The sequence below is a fragment of the Cupriavidus sp. IK-TO18 genome (genome assembly GCF_015549295.1).
GTDB classification, from domain to species: Bacteria; Pseudomonadota; Gammaproteobacteria; order Burkholderiales; family Burkholderiaceae; genus Cupriavidus; species Cupriavidus oxalaticus_A.
The window spans coordinates 91,413-111,141 of sequence record NZ_JADGMP010000014.1 but is presented as its reverse complement, the minus strand read 5'-3'; the positions used below and the strand labels follow the sequence as shown (position 1 = coordinate 111,141).

General features: G+C 66.8%; 16 protein-coding genes. 10 read left to right on the top strand and 6 right to left on the bottom strand.

Features of this window, described 5'->3' with window-relative positions:
- Nucleotides 1-91: 91 nt before the first annotated feature.
- The 3 genes from tssC to tssH are packed head-to-tail and all read right to left on the bottom strand — an operon-like array spanning nucleotide 92 to nucleotide 4,945.
- On the bottom strand, nucleotides 92-1,597 hold the full coding sequence (gene tssC, locus IPF36_RS12315; RefSeq protein WP_135703412.1) for a type VI secretion system contractile sheath large subunit: 1,506 nt from the start codon (nucleotides 1,595-1,597) through the stop codon (nucleotides 92-94).
- A 49-nt stretch (nucleotides 1,598-1,646) separates the two neighbouring features.
- The gene (tssB, locus tag IPF36_RS12310) at nucleotides 1,647-2,180 is read right to left on the bottom strand and encodes a type VI secretion system contractile sheath small subunit (RefSeq protein ID WP_195428054.1); all 534 of its coding nucleotides are present in this window, start codon (nucleotides 2,178-2,180) and stop codon (nucleotides 1,647-1,649) included.
- Nucleotides 2,181-2,218: 38 nt separating this feature from the next.
- Nucleotides 2,219-4,945, bottom strand: a complete 2,727-nt coding sequence (tssH, locus tag IPF36_RS12305; RefSeq protein ID WP_195428053.1) for a type VI secretion system ATPase TssH — start codon at nucleotides 4,943-4,945, stop codon at nucleotides 2,219-2,221.
- Between the two features lie 443 nt (nucleotides 4,946-5,388).
- Between tssH and IPF36_RS12300 the strand changes: the two genes are divergently transcribed.
- From IPF36_RS12300 to IPF36_RS12275, 6 genes are all read left to right on the top strand, one after another.
- Nucleotides 5,389-5,934 carry a TagK domain-containing protein gene (locus IPF36_RS12300; RefSeq protein ID WP_195428052.1) on the top strand — a complete coding sequence of 182 codons (546 nt, stop codon included), beginning with the start codon at nucleotides 5,389-5,391 and terminating at the stop codon, nucleotides 5,932-5,934.
- Complete coding sequence (tssE, locus tag IPF36_RS12295; RefSeq protein ID WP_195428051.1) at nucleotides 5,918-6,484, top strand: type VI secretion system baseplate subunit TssE; 567 nt, start codon at nucleotides 5,918-5,920, stop codon at nucleotides 6,482-6,484. Before IPF36_RS12300 ends, tssE begins: the two co-directional genes overlap by 17 nt.
- Before the next feature lie 15 nt (nucleotides 6,485-6,499).
- The gene (tssF, locus tag IPF36_RS12290) at nucleotides 6,500-8,380 is read left to right on the top strand and encodes a type VI secretion system baseplate subunit TssF (RefSeq protein WP_195428050.1); all 1,881 of its coding nucleotides are present in this window, start codon (nucleotides 6,500-6,502) and stop codon (nucleotides 8,378-8,380) included.
- A gap of 2 nt (nucleotides 8,381-8,382) precedes the next feature.
- Nucleotides 8,383-9,417, top strand: a complete 1,035-nt coding sequence (tssG, locus tag IPF36_RS12285; protein WP_135703406.1) for a type VI secretion system baseplate subunit TssG — start codon at nucleotides 8,383-8,385, stop codon at nucleotides 9,415-9,417.
- Between the two features lie 7 nt (nucleotides 9,418-9,424).
- On the top strand, nucleotides 9,425-10,492 hold the full coding sequence (gene tssA / locus IPF36_RS12280; protein ID WP_133097105.1) for a type VI secretion system protein TssA: 1,068 nt from the start codon (nucleotides 9,425-9,427) through the stop codon (nucleotides 10,490-10,492).
- A gap of 187 nt (nucleotides 10,493-10,679) precedes the next feature.
- Entirely contained in the window at nucleotides 10,680-11,717 is a 1,038-nt protein-coding gene (locus IPF36_RS12275; RefSeq protein WP_195428049.1) for an AI-2E family transporter, read from the top strand.
- 123 nt (nucleotides 11,718-11,840) lie between these two features.
- Here IPF36_RS12275 and IPF36_RS12270 read toward each other — a convergent pair whose 3' ends face one another.
- On the bottom strand, nucleotides 11,841-12,512 hold the full coding sequence (locus IPF36_RS12270; RefSeq protein ID WP_135703404.1) for a FadR/GntR family transcriptional regulator: 672 nt from the start codon (nucleotides 12,510-12,512) through the stop codon (nucleotides 11,841-11,843).
- Between the two features lie 184 nt (nucleotides 12,513-12,696).
- Between IPF36_RS12270 and IPF36_RS12265 the strand changes: the two genes are divergently transcribed.
- The 4 genes from IPF36_RS12265 to IPF36_RS12250 all read left to right on the top strand — a co-directional run bounded on the left by IPF36_RS12265 (nucleotide 12,697) and on the right by IPF36_RS12250 (nucleotide 17,417).
- Nucleotides 12,697-13,479: a (Fe-S)-binding protein gene (locus IPF36_RS12265; protein WP_195428048.1), complete on the top strand. Its 783-nt coding sequence runs from the start codon at nucleotides 12,697-12,699 to the stop codon at nucleotides 13,477-13,479.
- Nucleotides 13,476-14,198, top strand: a complete 723-nt coding sequence (locus IPF36_RS12260) for an LUD domain-containing protein (RefSeq protein ID WP_195428047.1) — start codon at nucleotides 13,476-13,478, stop codon at nucleotides 14,196-14,198. The genes IPF36_RS12265 and IPF36_RS12260 overlap by 4 nt, the downstream gene beginning before the upstream one ends.
- On the top strand, nucleotides 14,195-15,640 hold the full coding sequence (locus IPF36_RS12255) for a LutB/LldF family L-lactate oxidation iron-sulfur protein (protein ID WP_135703401.1): 1,446 nt from the start codon (nucleotides 14,195-14,197) through the stop codon (nucleotides 15,638-15,640). The genes IPF36_RS12260 and IPF36_RS12255 overlap by 4 nt, the downstream gene beginning before the upstream one ends.
- Before the next feature lie 67 nt (nucleotides 15,641-15,707).
- Nucleotides 15,708-17,417, top strand: coding sequence for a lactate permease LctP family transporter (locus IPF36_RS12250; RefSeq protein WP_195428046.1), 1,710 nt, complete (start codon nucleotides 15,708-15,710; stop codon nucleotides 17,415-17,417).
- Between the two features lie 79 nt (nucleotides 17,418-17,496).
- Here the strand turns inward: IPF36_RS12250 and IPF36_RS12245 are convergent, their stop codons facing one another.
- Nucleotides 17,497-18,618 (bottom strand): CaiB/BaiF CoA-transferase family protein, encoded by a 1,122-nt coding sequence (locus IPF36_RS12245; protein WP_195428045.1) that lies wholly within the window; start codon nucleotides 18,616-18,618, stop codon nucleotides 17,497-17,499.
- A gap of 25 nt (nucleotides 18,619-18,643) precedes the next feature.
- On the bottom strand, nucleotides 18,644-19,621 hold the full coding sequence (locus IPF36_RS12240) for a tripartite tricarboxylate transporter substrate binding protein (RefSeq protein ID WP_195428044.1): 978 nt from the start codon (nucleotides 19,619-19,621) through the stop codon (nucleotides 18,644-18,646).
- Between the last annotated feature and the right edge of the window lie 108 nt (nucleotides 19,622-19,729).

Here is a 19,729-nt window from a genome sequence, read left to right as displayed (position 1 = left end):
CACTCCTTTACGTAAGTCAGAAACTGCGGACAAGGGCCACGGCAGGCCTTGCCGTGGGCATTTCCGGCCCGGATCAATGCCCCGACGTGGGCTATGCGGCGTCCTTGACCGATGGCAGCCGCGCCACCAGCCGCAGCGAGACCGTGAGGCCTTCCAGCTGGAAGTGCGGGCGAAGGAAGAACTTGGCGCTGTAGTAGCCGGGATTGCCATCGATTTCTTCCACCAGCACTTCAGCGGCCGCCAGCGGGCGCCTGGCCTTGGTCTCCTGCGAGGAGTTGGCCGGGTCGGCATCGACGTAGTTCATGATCCATTCGTTGAGCCAGCGCTGCATGTCCTCGCGCTCCTTGAACGCGCCGATCTTGTCGCGCACGATGCACTTCAGGTAATGGGCGAAGCGCGAGCAGGCAAACAGGTACGGCAGCCGGGCAGAGAGATTGGCGTTGGCGGTTGCATCGGCGTCGTAGTATTCCGCAGGCTTCTGCAGCGACTGGGCGCCGATAAAGGCCGCGTAGTCGGTGTTCTTGCGATGCACCAGCGAGATGAATCCATTCCTGGACAGCTCGGCTTCGCGGCGGTCCGAGATCGCAATCTCGGTCGGGCATTTCGTGTCGATGCCGCCGTCATCCGTCGGGAAGGCATGGCAGGGCAGGTTCTCCACCACGCCGCCGCTCTCGACGCCGCGGATCAGCGTGCACCAGCCGTAGAGCTTGAAGGAGCGGTTGACATTGACCGCCATCGCGTAGGCCGCGTTGCTCCAGACATACTTGCGATGATCGGCGCCGTCGGTGTCTTCCTCGAAGTCGAAAGCATCAACGGGATTGGTATGGATGCCATACGGCAGCCGCGCCAGGAAGCGCGGCATGGCCAGGCCCACGTAGCGCGCGTCTTCCGAGCTGCGCAGGCCATTCCATGGCGCGTACTCCAGGTTCTGGAAGATCTTGGACAGGTCGCGTGGATTGGCCAGCTCCTGCCACGAATCCATCTGCAGCACCGACGGCGAGGCGCCGGCGATAAACGGAGCATGGGCCGCCGCCGAGATCTTGGCGATCGAACCAAGCAGTTCCACGTCCGGCGGCGTGTGGTCGAAGTAGTAGTCGGCCACCAGGCAGCCATAGGGCTCGCCACCGAGCTGCCCATATTCCTCCTCGTAGATGCGCTTGAAGAACGGGCTCTGATCCCAGCCGATGCCCTTGTAGCGGCGCAGCGTGCGGCGCAGCTCTTCCTTGGAAACGTCCATCACGCGAATGCGCAGCTTGTCGTCGGTTTCGGTGTTGGCGACCAGGTGATGCAGGCCGCGCCACGCAGACTCCAGCTTCTGGAAATCCGCGTGGTGCAGGATCAGGTTGATCTGCTCGGACAGCTTCTTGTCGATGGCGGCAATGATGGCCTCGATGCTCTTGTAGGCATCGTCGCTCAGGGTGCAGGCGCTGGCGAGCGCCTGCTCGGCCAGCGTCCTGACGGCGAGGTCGACGGCCTCGCGCGCCTGCTCCGTCTTGGGTGAAAACTCGCGGCTGATCAGCGCGGCAAAGTCAGCGTGGTCGGCGGCATGCTCAGCGGCCGCTGCGGCTTGGGTCTGCGTTTGGTGGGCGGAAGCCATGGATTCCTTGCTCGATAAAATGGTTCAGGTAGGCAAGCAGCCGGCCGATTCACGAGGGCTCGGCTTCGCCCTTGTCTTCGCTGGCCTGTGTCCGGGGTGTGCTGGCAAGCGATTGCAGCAGCGCGGGATCCTGGAGCAGCCGGTTGATCAGCGCTTCGGCGCCCGACTTGCCGTCCATATAGGTCTGCAGGTTGGCAAGCTGCGTGCGGGCTTCGAGCAGCTTTCTGAGCGCGTCGACCTTGCCGGCCACGGCGGCCGGCGAGAAGTCTTCGATGCTCTCGAAGGTCATGTCGACCAGCAGCTGGCCCTGGCCCGACAGCGTGTTATGCACGGCAAACGCCACGCGCGGGTGCATCGCCTTCATGCGCTCGTCGAAATTGTCGACATCGACTTCCAGGAACTTGCGGTCGGCCACCGGCGGCAGCGGCTCGGCGGGCTTGCCCGTGAGGTCCGCCAGGACGCCCATCACGAACGGCAGCTCGATGCGCTTCTCCGAGCCATAGACTTCGACGTCGTACTCGATCTGGACGCGCGGCGTGCGATTGCGCGCGATAAATTTCTGCGAACTGTTCACAACGGACATGGCTCTCCTCAACGGGTTTCAAGGATGTGCCGGAGGCATCAGGCCGGTCCGGCTTCGGCATTGCCCGGCTCGGCATGACCCTGGCCGGAACGGTATTCGATGTCATAGGTCAGCTCGCCCGGCCCTGTACCGGACAGGCCGATGGCGACGGCCGCCACATCCTGTTTGCCGGACAGTGCCGTCAGCCATAGCCGCGCGAGCTGCGGCTGGATGGCCTGCTCGATAAAGCCGATCAGCTGGCGCGCGCCGGTCTCGCCCACCGCGCACCGCGACACGATGAGATCGACCACGGCATCCGCGTACTTCAACGCAATGCCGTGCTGGGATTGGAGGCGTGCCGCGACCCGCTCCAGTTGCATGCGCGCGATGCGCCCGAGGTTTTCCGGCGCCAACGGCAGGTAGGGAAGGACCACGAGGCGGCCGAGGAAGGCCGCCGGGAAATGCTTGCGCAGTTCGGGCGTGAGGGCCTCGCACAACGCGGCAAGGTCGGGGGGCGAGCCGTTGCGCTCACACAGGTCCAGCAGCAGCTCGGAACCCACATTGCTGGTGAGCAGCAGGATCGTGTTGCGGAAGTCGATGTGGCGGCCTTCGCCGTCTTCCATATGGCCCTTGTCGAAGACCTGGTAGAAGACTTCGTGCACATCGGCATGCGCCTTCTCGACTTCATCGAGCAATACCACGCTGTGCGGCCGGCGGCGCACCGCTTCCGTGAGCACGCCGCCGTCGCCGTAGCCGACATAACCCGGCGGCGCGCCCTTGAGCGTCGAGACGGTATGCGCCTCCTGGAATTCGGAGAGATTGATCGAGATGAGGTTCTGCTCGCCGCCGTACAGCGCATCGGCCAGCGCCAGCGCCGTTTCGGTCTTGCCGATGCCGGACGGCCCGACCAGCAGGAACACCCCGACCGGCTTGCCGGGATCGGCCAGCTGCGCCCTGGCGGTCTGGATGCGCTCTGCCAGCAGGGCAAGCGCGTGGTCTTGCCCGGTCACCCTGGCGGCGAGCGTCTGCGGCAGCCGCATCACCGCCGCTACCTCGTCCGCCACCATGCGGCCGACAGGGATGCCGGTCCAGTCCGAGACGATTTCGGCCACGACTGCCTCGTCCACTTCGGTATGGACCAGCTGCGCGCTGGCGCGGGCCGCGCTCAGTTCGGCTTCGATGTCCTCGAGCTGGCGGCCGGCCTCGTCCGTGGCCAACGGCGCCTGCTCCGGCGCCTGGCTCAGCACGCGCCGGCAGGCAAGCAGGTCGTTGGCCAGGCTCAGTTCGCGCTTCCACCGACCGTCGGCCAGCGCCAGCTCGCCCTCGATCCGCTCGCGGCGCGTATTGAGGTCGGCCATCCGCGGCGTCAGCAGCTTGCCCGGAGCGGCACCGAGCGTCGCCTCTTTGGCCAGCAGCGCATGCTCGGTATCGCATGCCTGCAATTGCTGCCGCAGGAATTCGACCTCCTTCGGCGGGGCGTGCAGTGACAGCGCAACGCGCGCGCAGGCAGTGTCGAGCAGGCTGATCGCCTTGTCAGGCAACTGCCGCGAAGGGATGTAGCGATGCGAGAGCCTGACCGCGGCACGCACCGCGTCATCGCGCACGAGCACCTGGTGATGCGTCTCGAAAGTGGAAACCATCCCGCGCAGCATGGCCATTGCCATGGCCTCCGCCGGCTCGATGACCTGCAGCACCTGGAACCGTCGCGTGAGCGCGGGATCCTTTTCGATATGGCGCTTGTATTCCGTCCAGGTGGTGGCGCCGATCGTGCGCAACGCGCCGCGGGCCAGCGCCGGCTTGAGCAGGTTGGCGGCATCGCCGGTGCCCGCCTGCCCGCCGGCACCGACCAGCGTGTGTACTTCGTCGATAAACAGGATCACCGGCTTGGGCGACCGGTCGGCCTCTTCCAGCACAGCCTTCAGGCGCGCCTCGAATTCCCCCTTCATGCTCGCGCCGTCGAGCAACGCGCCGACATCGAGGCTCAGAAGCCGGACATCCTTCAGGCTGGGCGGCACCTGCCCTGCCGCGATGGCCCGGGCGAATCCTTCGATAACGGCGGTCTTGCCTACACCCGCATCGCCGGCCAGCAGCGGGTTGTTCTGACGGCGGCGCAACAGGATGTCCGTCATGGTGCGGATCTCCTGCTCGCGGCCGATCACGGGGTCGAGCTTGCCGGCACGCGCGGCTTCGGTCAGGTCAAGGCAGTACTGGTGCAGCGCCGACCGGCCAGACGGCGCGCCGGCGATGGCGCCGCTCGCCTCCCCTGGCGCCGCCGGCGCCAGGCCGCTACCGTCATATGCACCCTCCTCCGCTTCCGGCGACTGGGCAACCTGTGTCGGCAGGTTGGCGACGAGATCATCGGCCTGTACCTTCCCGAACTGCCTGGACACGCCAAGCACGGTGCGGCGCAGCTCGGGCGTCTTCAGCAGCGCGGTCAGCAGGTAGGCGCCGCGCACGCGGCCGTCATCGAATGCCAGCGTTGCGTAGACCCAGGCACGCTCCACCGCTGTCTCGATCTGGAACGAGAAATCGTTGATCGACGAAGCGCCGGCCGGCAGCGCCGCCAGCGCCCGGGTCAGGTCGGCCTCCAGGGCCGCCCGGTCCGCACCCGCATGCCGCAGCATGCGCTGCATGTCGCCGTCGGGCGCCTGCAGCAACTGGTGCAGCCAGTGGACCAGCTCCACGTACGGGTTGCCGCGGAGCTTGCAGAAAGCGGTCGCGCTTTCCAGCGCCTTGAACAGGGTGGAATTGAGTCGGCCAAACAGGGCCTGGCGCGAAATATCCATTCGAATGCCTTGCGTCTTCCGTTCACGGCTGCATGAATGCGAGCCGTTGGACGGTTGTCTTTGCTTTTTTTCAGACTATTGACAAATCTTCAGGCATGCAATGCGCCGACAATCTGAATATTCATAGCGCGGCGCCATAAAAATCGAATCACAACATTCATGGCGTAGTTCGACCCATCTCGTGCGCAATTACCACCGCATGAATCATGCTGCAATGACAGACAGCCTTATTTCTTCGGACTCTCATCGAAATACGGGACAGCCGTCACTGACTACACACACCCGCAAGTCAAACAATAGGATTCTTCATATTTTTAATGAAATTAAATTAAATCTAATATTAGAAATTAATAGCACGTAATACCGGATTTCCGCATTCATTTCCGCAATTTTTGTGATTATCATCAGCGCCATTTTCTGAAACCGAGGTGGGCGGAGGCGACATGAGCGAATGGCCAGGCGATCCAGCAAGGGCGCTTTCCGACGCAGGACCCGACGCGAATGGGTTGCTCGACCTGGTCGGCCAGGGTCACATCCCGGCGCCAAGCGCCAGCCACGCCGGCATCGCGGCGGGCCCGGACATGCTGGCGCGGCTCATGCTGGAAGCCGAGGCCGTCTTGCGCGATCCCGACTATGTCGGCGTCCACGATGCAGGCGCCAGGGCGCCCACCCCGCTTGCCGCGTCCGATCCCAATCCGCTGCAGACGCTCGCCCACGAAGCCGCCAGTACGGCCAGGCTGATGGACATGCTGGACGTGGCCGGTCATATCGATGCCTGCATCAGCGCAGGAGACGCCGCGGATGACTGCCAGCTCTTTATGCAACCGCGAGCCCCGGACGTTCTGCGGCTCTTTGCCAGCGGCATCGATTGCGCGCAAGTCCGCGCCGCCACCGCCAGCCTTACACGGCGCGAACACCATTTGGTTTCCATGGACAGCGTCTATTGCCCAGAACGCGAATGGTCCCCGGACGATGAGCAAACCACCTGAGCGGCCGGACCGTGGCACGCCGGCGGCCCTGCGCCGCGCCGGTCCGCCCCGCCGTCCGAATTCGCAACTGCTGCCGACGCTGTTCGACCGGCTGCGCGACGATGCGCCGCACCGCAGGACGGAAGCGCCGGAGGAATACACCGTCACGCGCACGCAGATGCGCAAGATCATCCAGCGCGATCTCACCTACCTGCTCAACACGACCAACCGCGAGGACGAGATCGATCGCGCGCGCTATCCCCAGGCTGCCAGCTCGACGCTCAACTACGGCGTTCCCGCGCTCGCAGGAAGCTACCTGCCCGAGCGCAAATGGGACGACATCATCCGCATCGTCCAGCGCGCCATCGAGGATTTCGAGCCGCGCCTGATCCCGGGCTCGCTCGGGATCGCGCCGATGCTGAAGGAGGATGCGCCGCATCGCCACAACGTGCTGCTATTCGAGATTTCCGGCCTCATCCACATGGATCCCTATCCGATGGCCTTCACCGCACAAAGCTCGCTCGACCTGGAGACCAGCCGCATGCAGGTCAAGTCGATTCACGCCAACTGATGCCTCCCCACCACCATGGACCCTCGGCTGCTTGAGTACTACAACCGCGAACTGGTCTACATGCGCGAGCTGGCAGGGGAGTTTGCGAACCAGCATCCCAAGGTGGCCAGGCGCCTGGGCATGCAGGGCATCGAGGTGGTCGATCCCTATGTGGAGCGGCTCATCGAAGCGTTCTGCTTCCTGTCCGCCCGCACGCAGCTGAAGCTCGATGCGGAATTCCCGCGCTTTACCCAGCGCCTGCTGGAAGTCATCTATCCCAACTACATCGCGCCGACGCCGGCGATCGCGGTCGCGCAGTTCCATCCCAGCCACAAGGAGGGCGACCTGGTCCGCGGCATCCCGATACCGCGCGGCACCGCGCTGCTGGCTCGTGCGCCGGCGGGCGAATCGACCCAATGCGAGTTTCGCACGACCCAGCCGCTGACACTGTGGCCGATCGAGATCGCCGACGCCCGGCTTACCGGCATCCCGCCGGACATCCGGCATCTCGAACGCTACGTGCCGGCCCACGTGAACGTACAGGGTGCGCTGCGGCTGCGACTGAGGCTGACCCGCAATGTCACGTTCGCCAGGCTGGCCGGGCTTGATACCCTGCCCCTGCATCTGTGCGGCAACGACCAGATCGCCTCGCACCTGTTCGAGTTGCTGCATGGTGCCGGCGTCACCGTGCTCATCGGCAAGCCAGGCGCGATGGGCGAGCGGCCCTGCGCGGTCCCGCAGGACGCGGTCGGCTACGTCGGCATGGCACCGGAGGAAAGCGCCTTGCCGGTGCCCTGGAACAAGTTTCACGGGCACAACCTCGTGCACGAGTATTTCGCGTGTCCGCAGCGGTTCTATTTCGCCGCACTCAACGGACTCGCACCCGGACTGGCCGGCATCGACGGCGGCGAGGCCGAGATCGTGATCCTGCTGGCCAGGCCGCCCGGGGTGCTCGCGAGCCAGGTCGATGCGAGCCAGTTCGCGCTGTTCTGCACGCCGGTGGTCAACCTGTTCCCGATGCGCACCGACCGGATGGAAATCCATGCCGGGCACACCGAGTTTCACCTCGTGCCGGACCGGCGCCGGCCGCTCGACTACGAGGTCTTCTCGGTGCAGGGCCTGTCCGGGCAGGTTTCCGAGCGCAGCACGCCGGTGGCGTTCCGGCCGCTCTTCGCCACGCTGAACAGCGACGAGGGCAACCATGGACGCTACTTCTCCATGCGGCGGGAACGGCGGCTGGTTTCCGATCATGCGCGCAAGTACGGGACACGCACCGCGTACACCGGCACCGAGGTGTTCCTGTCGCTGGTCGACCAGCGCGAGGCCCCCTACCCGAAGGACTTGCGCTACCTGTCGGTGCAGGCCATGGTCACCAACCGCGACCTGCCGAATCTTGTCCCGCGCAATGGCTACGATGACTTGCGCACACCGGATTCGATTCCCGTCGGCGGGGTCGGGCTGATCCGGCCGCCGTCGGCCCCGCGCGCGCCCTTCGCCGAGGGAGAAATGGCCTGGCGGCTGATCCGCCAGCTGGGGTTCAACTACCTGTCGCTCACCGATCTCGACCATCGCGAAGGCGGCCAGGGACTGCGCGACCTGCTGCGGCTGTTCGTCGCCCCCGACGACGCGGCCCAGCAGCGGCAGGTCCAGAGCCTGATCGGCAGCAGCATCCGGCCGGTCACGCGGCGGCTGCCCGGAAACGGACCCATCCTCTACGGCCGCGGTGTCCAGTGCCAGCTGACGGTGGAGGAAAGCGGCTTCTCGGGCATCAGCCCCTACCTGTTCGGCGTGATCCTCGAGCACTTCCTGGCGCGGCACGTATCGGTCAACGCCTTCGCGGAAACGGAGTTGTACGCGATCGAACGCGGCCTGATTCACCGCTGGCCGGTACGAATGGGAGGACGCGGCGCGATATAGCCATGAGCCAGACCGACAACAGTATCGGCCAGCGCGGCGCCGCGCGCTCCGTCGCAGACGATGCGCAACGCGCGCCATGGAAGGTCAGCTTCCTCGGGCTCTTGCGCGCGCTGTCGGCGCAGCATGCCGACCTGCCGCCGGCCGGCCGCGCCATCCGACCGCAAGCGGAATGCTTCCGCATTGGCCAGGCCGCCTCGCTGGCGTTTGCGCCGCGCGAGATTGCCCGGCTTGAGATGCAGGCGGGCCGGTTGCGAATCCAGCTGTTCGGGCTCGGCATGCTAGGCCCCAATGGCGCCTTGCCGATCCATCACACGGAAATTGTCAGGGAGCGCACCGAGGCACACCGCGACGGGACGACTGCGGCCTTCCTCGACCTGTTCCATCATCGCGCGCTGACGCAGTTCTACCAGGCCTGGGCGGGCTCGCAGGCCACGGCGGGGCTCGACCGGCCGGACGAGGAAGTCTTTTCGCGCTACGTGGGCTGGCTGGCGGGGCAGGATCCCGGAGAAATCCGCCGCGGCCCGTTGCCGGCGCACGCGCGCCTGTCCGCGAGCGCCCACCATGTGCGCGAGTCGCGCTGTCCCGATGGCATCGCCGGGACGGTGTCGCACTTCTTTGGCGTACCGGTGCGGCTGGAGGAGTTCGTGCTGCACTGGATCGTGCTAGATCCGGCCGAACACAGCCGTCTCGCCCGCCCCGGTTCGCCAGGCGTGATGGGCCAGGGCGCGCTGCTGGGCGACATGGTCCCCGACCGGCAGCACAAGTTCCGTCTCGTCATCGGTCCGCTGCATCTGCAGCAGTACCTGAACTTCACGCCCAACGGGCGCGATCTGCCGGTGCTGGTGGAATGGGTCCGGTCCTTCATCGGCTTCGAATACGAGTGGGAGCTGCAGCTGCAGATAAAGCCGCATTGCGCGCCGCCTGCCGTGCTCGGTGCGCAAGAGGGCCTGGGCTGGTCGACCTGGCTGGGTGAGGCCGACCAGCAGCGCGCCATCACCGGCATGGTCTTCGACCCCGAGAAGTACGTCACACACTGAGGCTGCCATGAAGGCAAAATCCAGGGCAGCCAGATCCGATGCGCGCCAGGCAATCCGCCTCGCCGAGCTGGCACAGCCGATCGATGCCGCACATCCTTGCGGCCCCGATCTCGAATACGACCCGGAATTCGTCGTCCTGATGGCAAAGGCGGCGCCCGGCGCGGAAGCACAATACGGCGATTTCGTTGCGCAGGCCGAGCCACCGAACTGGACAGAGCTCGAGCGCGACTGCCGGCGCCTGCTGATGCGCAGCAAGGACATCCGCTTGCTGAACCTGCTGCTTCGCTGCCGCACGCGGCTCGACCACGCCGAGGGCCTGCGCGATGGCATGGCGCTGCTGCAACGCCTGCTGGCTGACTATCCGGAAGACATCCATCCCCAGCTGATGGTGGAAGGCGAACACGATCCGGCACTGCGCGCCAACGCCTTCGCGGCGCTGGTCGACCCGGACGGCCTTCTCGCCGATATACGCGAGATCGTGCTGGCAGGCAATGCGGCAACGCGCCTGCAGGTCAGGGATATCGAACGGGCGTTGGGGGTACCTCATCCTGCCGATGCCCTCGCGCCAGAGTCCGTGCGCCAGCAACTGGACGCGTTGCGGCGCCAGGGCATGCGCGAGATTGCCGCCATGGATGAAGCCTACGGCCTGGCAGCGATCTTGCAGCATTGGGGCGATGAGACGCTGGCGGGCCATGCGCCGGACCTCGCGCCGCTTGGAAAGTTACTTCGGCTCGTCGGCAATCCGGAACTCGCGGGCACGACCGTGGCGGAGGCAATGGCCGATCGCCCCGTCAAGCCTGGGCCGATGCCCATGTCAGATGCCTCTCACTCCATGGCGCCATCGGCGCCTGCCGCCCTGCCAGTCATCCCGGACCCCGGCGATAGCCCCGCTGGCCGCGATGCCGCCTTGCGCCAGGTCCGGGCTGTGCGCCAGTGGTTCGAGCAGCATGAACCCAGCAGCCCGGTTGCCCTGCTGCTATGGCAGGTCGAGCGCCTGATCGGCAAGCGCTTCGAAGACGTCTACCGCGCCATACCGGAGGAACTTGTCGAGCGCTGGGTGCGGGAGTCCGCATAGGAGCGCTGCGCGGCACGCCTTCCAGCCTTTTGCCACCAGCGGGACCCGTTCACGGCAGGCTTGCCTAACCCCGCCACCGCCCCGACAATCGAGCGCTAGGCTGCCTGACCCGAACTGACAGGCGGGCTTGCCCTGGCCCGCCCCGCACCCGCCGAGGGCGCGTGCCCCCCAACGCCGGAGACCATCGATGAAAGACCCCGACCAGACCAACGCCCCGCGCCTGCTGCCGGCCGCGTGGTACAGCGTCGGTGCCGTCGCCTATGTCCTGACTGCGCTGGCGCTCTGGACCGTGCTCCAAGCGAACCTGGTGGCAGCCTTGCTGTCCGGGCTGCTGCTGTATTCCCTGGTGGATGTGCTGGCGCCGCGGCTGAAGCGGCTGAACCAGCGGCACGATGCGCTGGCGGTGGCAATCCTGTCGGCGTTGATCCTGCTGGGGCTGTCGTTAGCAGGCTGGCTGCTGGTGCGCTTTATCAGCGGGGAAGGCAATACGCTGGATGGCCTGCTCAATCATGTCGCGGACATTATCGACCAGTCGCGCGGGCAGTTGCCGCCGTGGCTCAGTGACGCGCTGCCCAACGGCGTGGACGAGCTGGCCAATGCGCTGATCGAAGCGCTGCGCGCGCATGCGGCCATGGCGCAGAAGCTGGGGGCGGAGGTGTTGCGCACGCTGGTGCATATCCTGATCGGCCTGGTGATCGGCGCGATGGTGGCGCTTTACCGCGCCGTGTCACGGCCGAACCGCCGTCCCTTGGCGGCTGCGCTGGTGGCGCGGGCGCGCACGCTGCAGCAGGCGTTCTCGCAGTTCATCTTTGCGCAGATCCAGATTTCGACGATCAATACCTTGCTGACGGCGATTTACCTGCTGCTGGTGCTGCCGCTGTTCGGCGTGCACCTGCCGCTGTCGAAGACGCTGGTGGTCATCACCTTCGTGGCCGGCTTGCTGCCGGTGCTGGGCAACCTGATTTCCAATACCGCCATCGTGGTGGCATCCCTGTCGGTATCGCTGCCGATCGCGGTGGCTTCGCTGGTGTTCCTGGTGGTGATCCACAAGCTGGAGTATTTCCTGAACGCCCGCATCATCGGCGCGCGTATCCAGGCCGCGGCGTGGGAGCTGCTGGTCGTGATGCTGCTGATGGAGACGCTGTTCGGCATTCCCGGCGTGATCGCCGGCCCGATCTTCTATGCATACCTGAAGCGGGAACTGGCCGGTGCCGGCCTGATATAAACACAGCGCCATGGCCTTTGGCCGCGGGCAAAAGTGGGCGAATGTGCCGCAGCCGTTGCTGGCATTGGAGACGTTTTCCATTCCGGCGCCCCAGCGCCCGCTGGTCCGACCAATTACGCGCATTCAGCTCCCGTCCTGCTCGACCCGGCTGCGCACGAAGTCGATATGCGTCTGCATCGCCGTGCGCGCTTCTTCCGGCCGGCGCGCGCAGATCGCCTCGCATAGCGTCCGGTGCTGCAGCAGCAACAGTTCCGAGGCGCTGTCGTCCTGTTCGCGCAGTCCGGTGCCATTGATGGTGATGTGTTCGCGCAGCATGCCGATCACGCTGGTATGCAGGTGCAGGAACATGGTGTTGTGCGAAGCCAGCGCGATGGCGTCATGCAGGCGCGCATCGGCATCGGCCTCGGCTTGCTTGTCGTCGGCGGCGCGGGCGCGTTCGAGTTCATCCATCAGGGTGCGGATGCGCCTGACGTCGGCGGCGTTGGCGCGCAGCGCGGCGAAATAGGCGGTCGCGCCTTCCAATACGCGGCGGAACTCCAGGATGTCGTCACGCAGCGCGGGATGGTCGGCCACCAGCTGGCCCCATGGGGAAGCAATGCCGGCGCGCAACTGGTCGGTGGCATAGACGCCGGCGCCGCGCCGGCTTTGCAGCAGGCCGCGCGCGGCCAGGCGCTGGATGGCTTCGCGCACGGTGTTGCGCGCCACCGCGTACTGCTCGGCCAGCACGCGCTCGGCCGGTAGCCGGGTGCCCGGCGGCCACGTACCGTCCAGCAGCGCGGTTTCCATCTCGCGCATGACCGCCTCCACGCGCCCGCGGGTGCGTCCGCTCCTTTGTGCCGCCGCCGTCATGCCGTCCACCCTCGCTCCACAATCGCCCCGCCGACTGGTCCAACCAATTTGAACAACCGCGCGGAAGCGGGAATTATGCGCCCAAATGTGCGACGCCAAGCAGCGCAACCCAGCACATACGGAGCGAGACATGAAGGATCGTCAGTACCCCAACGGCCCTGCGCCTACGCAGGCCTATCTCTTTGCCACCTGCCTGGTCGACCTGTTCGTGCCGCAGGCCGGGCTCGACGCCGTGCGGCTGCTCGAGCGCGAAGGCCTCACCGTACACTTTCCGCGTGCGCAGAGCTGCTGCGGCCAGCCGGCTTACAGCAGCGGCAATCCCGACGCCGCGCGTGCGGTAGCCCGTGCGCAGCTGGACCTGTTCAGCCAGCCCTGGCCGGTCATCGTGCCGTCCGGGTCATGCGCCGGCATGATGCGCCACCACTGGCCGCAATTGTTCGCCGACGATCCCGTGGCCGGCCCGAAGGCGCGCGCGCTGGCCGAGCGGATTTACGAGCTGGGCGAATTCCTGCTGCACGTACTGCACGTTGATTTCCACAACGCCGTGCCGCCGGGCCAGGCGCCCGAGCGCATCGTGCTGCATACCTCCTGCGGCGCGCGCCGCGAAATGGGTACGCGCCAGCATGGCGTGGCACTGGTCGATGCATTGCCTGGCGTGACCCGCGTCGAGCATCAGCGCGAGTCGGAATGCTGCGGCTTCGGCGGCACGTTTTCGCTCAAGCATCCCGATATCTCCGGTGCGATGGTGCGCGACAAGGTTGCGTCCGCCTGCGCCACCGACTGCGAGCGGCTGGTGTCGGCCGACTGCGGCTGCCTGCTCAATATCGGCCATACCGCCGCGCATGACGGCGCCCCGCTGCAGGTCGAACACCTGGCCAGCTTCCTGTGGCGGCGCACCGGAGGTGCCGCATGAGCACGCCCGGCGCCCGCGAACGCATGCTGGGCCGGCTGCGCGCCGCCGCCCCCACGCCTGCGTCCTCCACCGCTGAACTGGATCGCCGCATCGATGGCCATTTCGAGGCGCGCCGGCATCGCGCGCCTAGCGCCGACGAGCTGGTCGATGCGATGCGCATGGCACTGGAAGCCTCGCACGCTGAAGTCTGGTGCACCGATGCGCAAGCGTGGCCGGCATTGCTGGCCGCCGCGCTGGCCGAAGCCGGCGTCCGGCGCCTGCTGCTCGATCCCGCGAGCCACGCCGGCGCGGCGCTGGCTGCCGCGCTGCCGCCCCAGGTCGAAGCCATCGGCTATGACCGCCCCATCGAAGCCTGGAAAGCCGAGCTGTTCGACACCGTCGACGCCGGCTTCACCGTGGCGCGCTCGGGCATTGCCGCCACCGGCACGCTGATCGTTGCACCGGACGCGGGATCGCCGCGCACGGTATCGCTGGTGCCGCCGCTGCACGTGGCGCTGGTGCGCGCATCGACGCTGCACCAGGACCTGCACATGGCCGCGCGCGCCGAACGCTGGCGGGACGGCATGCCGACCAACCTGGTGATGATCTCGGGCCCGTCCAAGACTTCCGATATCCAGCAGACGCTGGCCTACGGTGCGCACGGCCCGCGCCGGCTGTGGGTCGTCATCGTGCAGGACATCGACAAGCAGGACATCGATAACAAGGAGGCCGCGCAATGAGCCAGAACACGCTGCATTTCGTCGCGCCGCAAGACTTCAAGGCGCGCGCGCGCGAGGCGCTGGACGATCCCAAGCTGCGCCAGAGCTTTCGCGGCGCGATGGACTTCCTGCAGGGCAAGCGGCTGGCGCAGTTTCCCGACGCCGATGAGCTGGAGCGGCTGCGCGACCTGGGCGAAGCGGTGCGCCAGCACGCGCTCGCCAACCTGCCGGACCTGCTGGTGCAACTGGAGGAACAGCTCGCCGCCGCCGGTGTGCAGGTCCACTGGGCCGAGACCGCCGACGACGCCAACCGCATCATCCACGGCATCGCGGCGGCAAGGCAGGCCAGTCGCGTGATCAAGGGCAAGTCGATGGCCAGCGAGGAAATCGAGCTGAACCATTACCTGGCCGAGCGCGGCGTCGAATGCATCGAGTCGGACATGGGCGAATACATCGTCCAGCTTGCCGGCGAGAAGCCATCGCATATCGTGATGCCGGCGATCCACAAGACCAAGGGCGATATCGCCGCGCTGTTCGAGCAGCATATTCCTGACACGCCCTATACCGAGGACGTCGACGCGCTGATCCAGACCGGACGCCGCGCGCTGCGGCAGGCGTTCGTTGGCGCCGACATCGGCCTGTCCGGGGTCAACTTCGCCGCGGCGGACACCGGCACGCTGTGGCTGGTCGAGAACGAGGGCAACGGCCGCCTTTCGACAACGGTCCCCGATGTGCATATCGCCATCATGGGCATGGAAAAGGTGGTGGCGAAGCTCGAGCACATCGTGCCGCTGTCGAGCCTGCTGACGCGCTCGGCCACCGGGCAGGCGATCACCACGTACTTCAACCTGATCTCCGGCCCGCGCCGCGACGGCGAGCGCGACGGCCCGCGCGAGGTGCACCTGGTGCTGCTCGACAACGGCCGTACGCAGGCCTACGCCGACGCGCAGCTGCGCGCCACGCTGCAGTGCATCCGCTGCGGGGCATGCATGAACCATTGCCCGGTCTATACGCGCATCGGCGGCCATGCCTATGGCACGACTTATCCCGGTCCGATCGGCAAGATCATTTCGCCGCATCTGCTGGGGCTCGAGGCCACGGCGGACCTGCCCACCGCATCCAGCCTGTGCGGCGCCTGCGGCGAGGTCTGCCCGGTACGCATCCCGATCCCGCAATTACTGGTGCGCCTGCGCACCGAATCCAACCGCGATCCCGAGGAGCGGGTGGCCAACCCGCTGCGTGGCCAGGGCGCCAAGTACAGCAAGGGCGAGCACCTGGTGTGGCGCTTCTGGAGCGGGGCGTATTCGCACCCGGCCACTTACCGGATGTTCCGCTGGGCGGCCACCAGACTGCGTGCGCTGGCGCCGTCGAAGCAGATGGGATGGACGCAGCATCGCACGCCACTGAAGCCGGCGGCGAAGAGCCTGGCGGATCTGCTCAAGGAGAAGGGGCAGCCGGAGTAGGCACGCCCGCCTGTTTGCCAGAACTACAAAGAATTCCCGAAACACCACTGAAGTAGGAGACTAAGCCGTGCAACCCTGGACCCAACTCTATACGCCGCTAGGCAGCCTGTGGCTGTCGGCGCTGGCGGCGGCCATTCCCATCCTGTTCTTCTTCATCGCGCTGGCCGTGTGGCGCATGAAGGGCCATGTCGCCGCCGCGGTCACGTTGCTGCTGGCGCTCGGCGTGGCGATCTTCGCCTACGGCATGCCGGTGCAGCAGGCGCTGGCCTCGGCCGGCTTCGGCTTTGCCTACGGGCTGTGGCCGATCGCATGGATCATCGTGACCGCGGTGTTCCTCTACAAGATCGTGGTCAAGACCGGCCAGTTCGACATCATCCGCGCCTCGGTGCTGGCGATCACCGACGACCAGCGCCTGCAGATGCTGCTGATCGGCTTTGCCTTCGGCGCCTTCCTGGAAGGCGCGGCAGGCTTCGGCGCGCCGGTGGCGATCACCGCCGCGCTGCTGGTCGGCCTGGGCTTCAATCCGCTGTATGCCGCCGGACTGTGCCTGATCGCCAATACCGCGCCGGTGGCATTTGGCGCGATGGGTATTCCCATCATCGTGGCCGGACAGGTCACGGGCATCGATCCCTTCCTGATCGGCGCCATGGCCGGCCGCCAGCTGCCGCTGCTGTCGCTGCTGGTGCCGTTCTGGCTGGTGTTCATGATGGACGGCGCCAAGGGCGTGCGCGAGACCTGGCCGGCGGCGCTGGTGTGCGGCGGCAGCTTCGCGGTGACGCAGTACTTCACTTCCAACCATATCGGGCCGGAACTGCCGGACATCACCTCGGCGCTGGTCAGCCTGGTGTCGCTGGCGGCGTTCCTGAAGGTGTGGCAGCCGCGCGGCGCGTCGCAACGCGCTGGCGGCGCAGGCAGTACGGTCAGCGGCGGCACCGTGGCGCTGGGCGGCTTTGGCGGCGGCTTTGGCGCCGCGCCGGTGAGCCGCAAGGCATCGCCCTACACGCTGGCGCAGACGCTGCGCGCCTGGGCACCGTTCGGCATCCTGACGGCGATCGTCACGGTATGGAGCCTGCAGCCGTTCAAGGCGCTGTTCGCCGCCAACGGCGCGCTGGCGGGCACGGTGCTGAAGTTCAAGGTGCCGGGGCTGGACCAGATGGTGATCAAGGCCGCGCCGATCGTGGCCACGCCCAAGGTCTATGAGGCCGTGCTGAAGCTTGACCTGCTGTCCGCCGTGGGCACCGCCATCCTGCTGACCGCGCTGATCTCGGCCGTGCTGCTGCGCATGAAGCCGCGCGACCTGGTTGTTACCTTCGGCGAAACGCTGGTGGAACTGGCGCGCCCGGTGCTGTCGATCGGACTGGTGCTGGCCTTTGCCTTCGTCGCGAACTACTCCGGCATGTCGTCGACGCTGGCGCTGCTGCTGGCCGGCACCGGTGCCGCGTTCCCGTTCTTCTCGCCGTTCCTCGGCTGGCTGGGCGTGTTCCTGACCGGATCGGATACGTCGTCCAACGCGCTGTTCTGCTCGCTGCAGAACACCACCGCGCACCAGATTGGCGTGTCCGATACGCTGATGGTGGCGGCCAACACCACCGGCGGCGTGACCGCGAAGATGATTTCGCCGCAATCGATCGCAGTGGCCTGCGCGGCGACGGGACTGGTGGGGAAGGAATCGGAGCTGTTCCGGTTTACCGTCAAGCACAGCCTGTTGTTCGCGGTGGTCATCGGGGTCATCACGATGGTGCAGGCTTATCTCTTGCCTGGGATGATTCCGGGCTGACCTGAGCGGCGGGCCGGCTGCGGCGCGTGGGATGTGCCTGCGGCTGGCCAGGCCGCGGCCCCCGCCTCACAGCCGGATCTCAATCAAGAAACCCCTCCCCCTCACTCAACGGCGCATGCCGATAACTGGCCGGCGTCCGGCTAAGCTTGACCGGCGCGCCCAGTCCCTTGTATCCGCCTTCCATTTCCACCACCATCTCGCGATGCAATGTGTGCGGATGCTGCAGGGCATCGGCCACCGATAGCACCGGTGCGCACGGCACGCCCGCGGCGACCAGCGTGTCGGCCAGTGCCTTGCCGTCGTGCTTGCGCAGGTGCGTCTCCAGCTCGGCCTTCAGCGCCACGCGGTTCACCGACCGCGCACCGGCGCAGGCATAGCGTTCGTCTTCCGCCAGTGCCGGCACCCCGAGATGCTCGCACAGGATGCGGAACTGGCGGTCATTGCCGACCGCGAGGAAGATCGGGTCCGTCGCGGTGGCCACCGTGTCGTAGGGATAGATGTTGGGATGCGCATTCCCCGTGCGCTGCGGCGTCTTGCCGCTCATGAACCAGTTGGCCGCATGCGGATGCAGCAGCGACAGCCCCGAGTCATACAGCGCGGCCTCGACAAACTGCCCGCGCCCGCTGCGCGCACGTTCCTGCAACGCCAGCAGCACGCCGATCGCCGCATTCAGCCCGGTGACCATGTCGACCACCGGCAAACCCACCCGCAGCGCATCGCCATCGGCTTCGCCGTTGATGCTCATGATGCCGGACATCGCCTGGATCGCCGCGTCATAGCCGGGCAGGCCACCGAGCGGGCCATCCGCGCCGAAGCCCGACACGCGGCAATGCACCAGCCGCGGGAAGCGCTCCGACAGCACGTCATAGCCCAGCCCCCATTTCTCCATCGTGCCGGTCTTGAAGTTCTCGACCAGCACGTCGGCCTCGGCCAGAAGCGCGAGCAGGACTGCGCGCCCGGCGTCCGTGGTCAGGTCCAGCCGCATCACGCGCTTGTTGCGGTTCAGGCCGAAGTAGTACGACGCCACGCCGTCCTTGAACGGCGGGCCCCAGGTACGGGTGTCGTCGCCCTGCGGCGGTTCGATCTTGAGTACGTCGGCGCCGTGGTCGCCCAGGATCTGCCCGCAGTACGGGCCGCCCAGGATGCGCGACAGGTCGACCACGCGGATGCCGGCAAGCGCGCCGGGACTGGATTGGGTCATGGCTGGCTCCTGTTCGCTTGGTCGCTTAATCAAGCTGCGCGCCGGACTTCTGCACCACAGCGCGCCACTTGCCGACCTCGGCCTTGACGAAGCCGCCAAGCTGCTCCGGCGTGGTCGACGGCGCGAATTCCAGGCCCTGCGCCTGCAGCGTCTTGCGAACCTCGGGCTGCTTGAGCGCATCGGCGAAGGCGCGGTTGAGCTTGCCGATCACTTCGGGCGGCGTGCCCGCCGGCGCCACGACACCGAAGAACACCGAAACGTCGAAGCCCGGCACGCCCTGCTCGGCGACAGTCGGCACATCCGGCAGCGCCTGCGAGCGCGCCCTGCTGGTGACGCCCAGCGCGCGCACCTTGCCGCTCTTGATGAAGGGCATGGCGGTCAGCACGTCGGTGAAGGTCATGCTGACCTGGCCGCCGAGCAGGTCGTTCAGCGCCGGGCCGGTGCCCTTGTACGGAATGTGCTGGAAGTCGGTGCCGGTGACGTTGTTGAACAGCACGCCGGCCAGGTGCGACGAGGCGCCGTTGCCGGACGACGCATAGGTGAGCTTGCCCGGATGCGCCTTGCCGTGGGCGATCAGCTCGCTGACGTTCTTTGCCGGCACCGACGGGTTCACCACCAGCACGTTGGGCAGCTGGCCGATCTGGATCACCGGGGCGAAGCTCTTGACCGGGTCGTAGTTGATCTTGCGATAGAGGCTGACGTTGATCGCCAGCGGCGCCGATGTGCCGAACATCAGCGTGTAGCCGTCGGGCTCCGCTCGCGCCACCGCTTCCGCGCCGATGTTGCCGCCGGCGCCGGCGCGGTTTTCCACCACCACCGGCTGGCCCAGGCTGGTCTTGAGCGCGGCGGCCAGCGTGCGGGCCATCGCGTCGGTCGGGCCGCCCGGCGGATAGGTGACGACCATCATGATAGGCTTGGTCGGGAAGTCCTTCTGCGCGAAGGCGGGGGCGGCGATGCAGAGCGAGCACGCGGCAATGGCCGCGAGGCGGTGCCAGAGTTTCATGGCGTTGTCTCCTGGTGTAGGGCGTCTCCCGCGGAGGCGGGATGGTATGGGGCGTCGTCGAGGCGGGGTGCTCCCACTCCCGCTTGCGGGAGAGCGGAGCAAACAATC

What these genes read in the sequence shown, in the direction of transcription:
- IPF36_RS12300 (WP_195428052.1), top strand. Translation starts at nt 5,389, where the DNA reads ATGAGCGAATGGCCAGGCGATCCAGCAAGGGCGCTTTCCGACGCAGGA.
- IPF36_RS12245 (WP_195428045.1), bottom strand. Translation starts at nt 18,618, where the DNA reads ATGACCCAATCCAGTCCCGGCGCGCTTGCCGGCATCCGCGTGGTCGAC.
- tssA (WP_133097105.1), top strand. Translation starts at nt 9,425, where the DNA reads ATGAAGGCAAAATCCAGGGCAGCCAGATCCGATGCGCGCCAGGCAATC.
- IPF36_RS12275 (WP_195428049.1), top strand. Translation starts at nt 10,680, where the DNA reads ATGAAAGACCCCGACCAGACCAACGCCCCGCGCCTGCTGCCGGCCGCG.
- tssH (WP_195428053.1), bottom strand. Translation starts at nt 4,945, where the DNA reads ATGGATATTTCGCGCCAGGCCCTGTTTGGCCGACTCAATTCCACCCTG.
- tssB (WP_195428054.1), bottom strand. Translation starts at nt 2,180, where the DNA reads ATGTCCGTTGTGAACAGTTCGCAGAAATTTATCGCGCGCAATCGCACG.
- tssG (WP_135703406.1), top strand. Translation starts at nt 8,383, where the DNA reads ATGAGCCAGACCGACAACAGTATCGGCCAGCGCGGCGCCGCGCGCTCC.
- IPF36_RS12255 (WP_135703401.1), top strand. Translation starts at nt 14,195, where the DNA reads ATGAGCCAGAACACGCTGCATTTCGTCGCGCCGCAAGACTTCAAGGCG.
- tssF (WP_195428050.1), top strand. Translation starts at nt 6,500, where the DNA reads ATGGACCCTCGGCTGCTTGAGTACTACAACCGCGAACTGGTCTACATG.
- IPF36_RS12240 (WP_195428044.1), bottom strand. Translation starts at nt 19,621, where the DNA reads ATGAAACTCTGGCACCGCCTCGCGGCCATTGCCGCGTGCTCGCTCTGC.
- tssC (WP_135703412.1), bottom strand. Translation starts at nt 1,597, where the DNA reads ATGGCTTCCGCCCACCAAACGCAGACCCAAGCCGCAGCGGCCGCTGAG.
- IPF36_RS12265 (WP_195428048.1), top strand. Translation starts at nt 12,697, where the DNA reads ATGAAGGATCGTCAGTACCCCAACGGCCCTGCGCCTACGCAGGCCTAT.
- IPF36_RS12270 (WP_135703404.1), bottom strand. Translation starts at nt 12,512, where the DNA reads ATGCGCGAGATGGAAACCGCGCTGCTGGACGGTACGTGGCCGCCGGGC.
- tssE (WP_195428051.1), top strand. Translation starts at nt 5,918, where the DNA reads ATGAGCAAACCACCTGAGCGGCCGGACCGTGGCACGCCGGCGGCCCTG.
- IPF36_RS12260 (WP_195428047.1), top strand. Translation starts at nt 13,476, where the DNA reads ATGAGCACGCCCGGCGCCCGCGAACGCATGCTGGGCCGGCTGCGCGCC.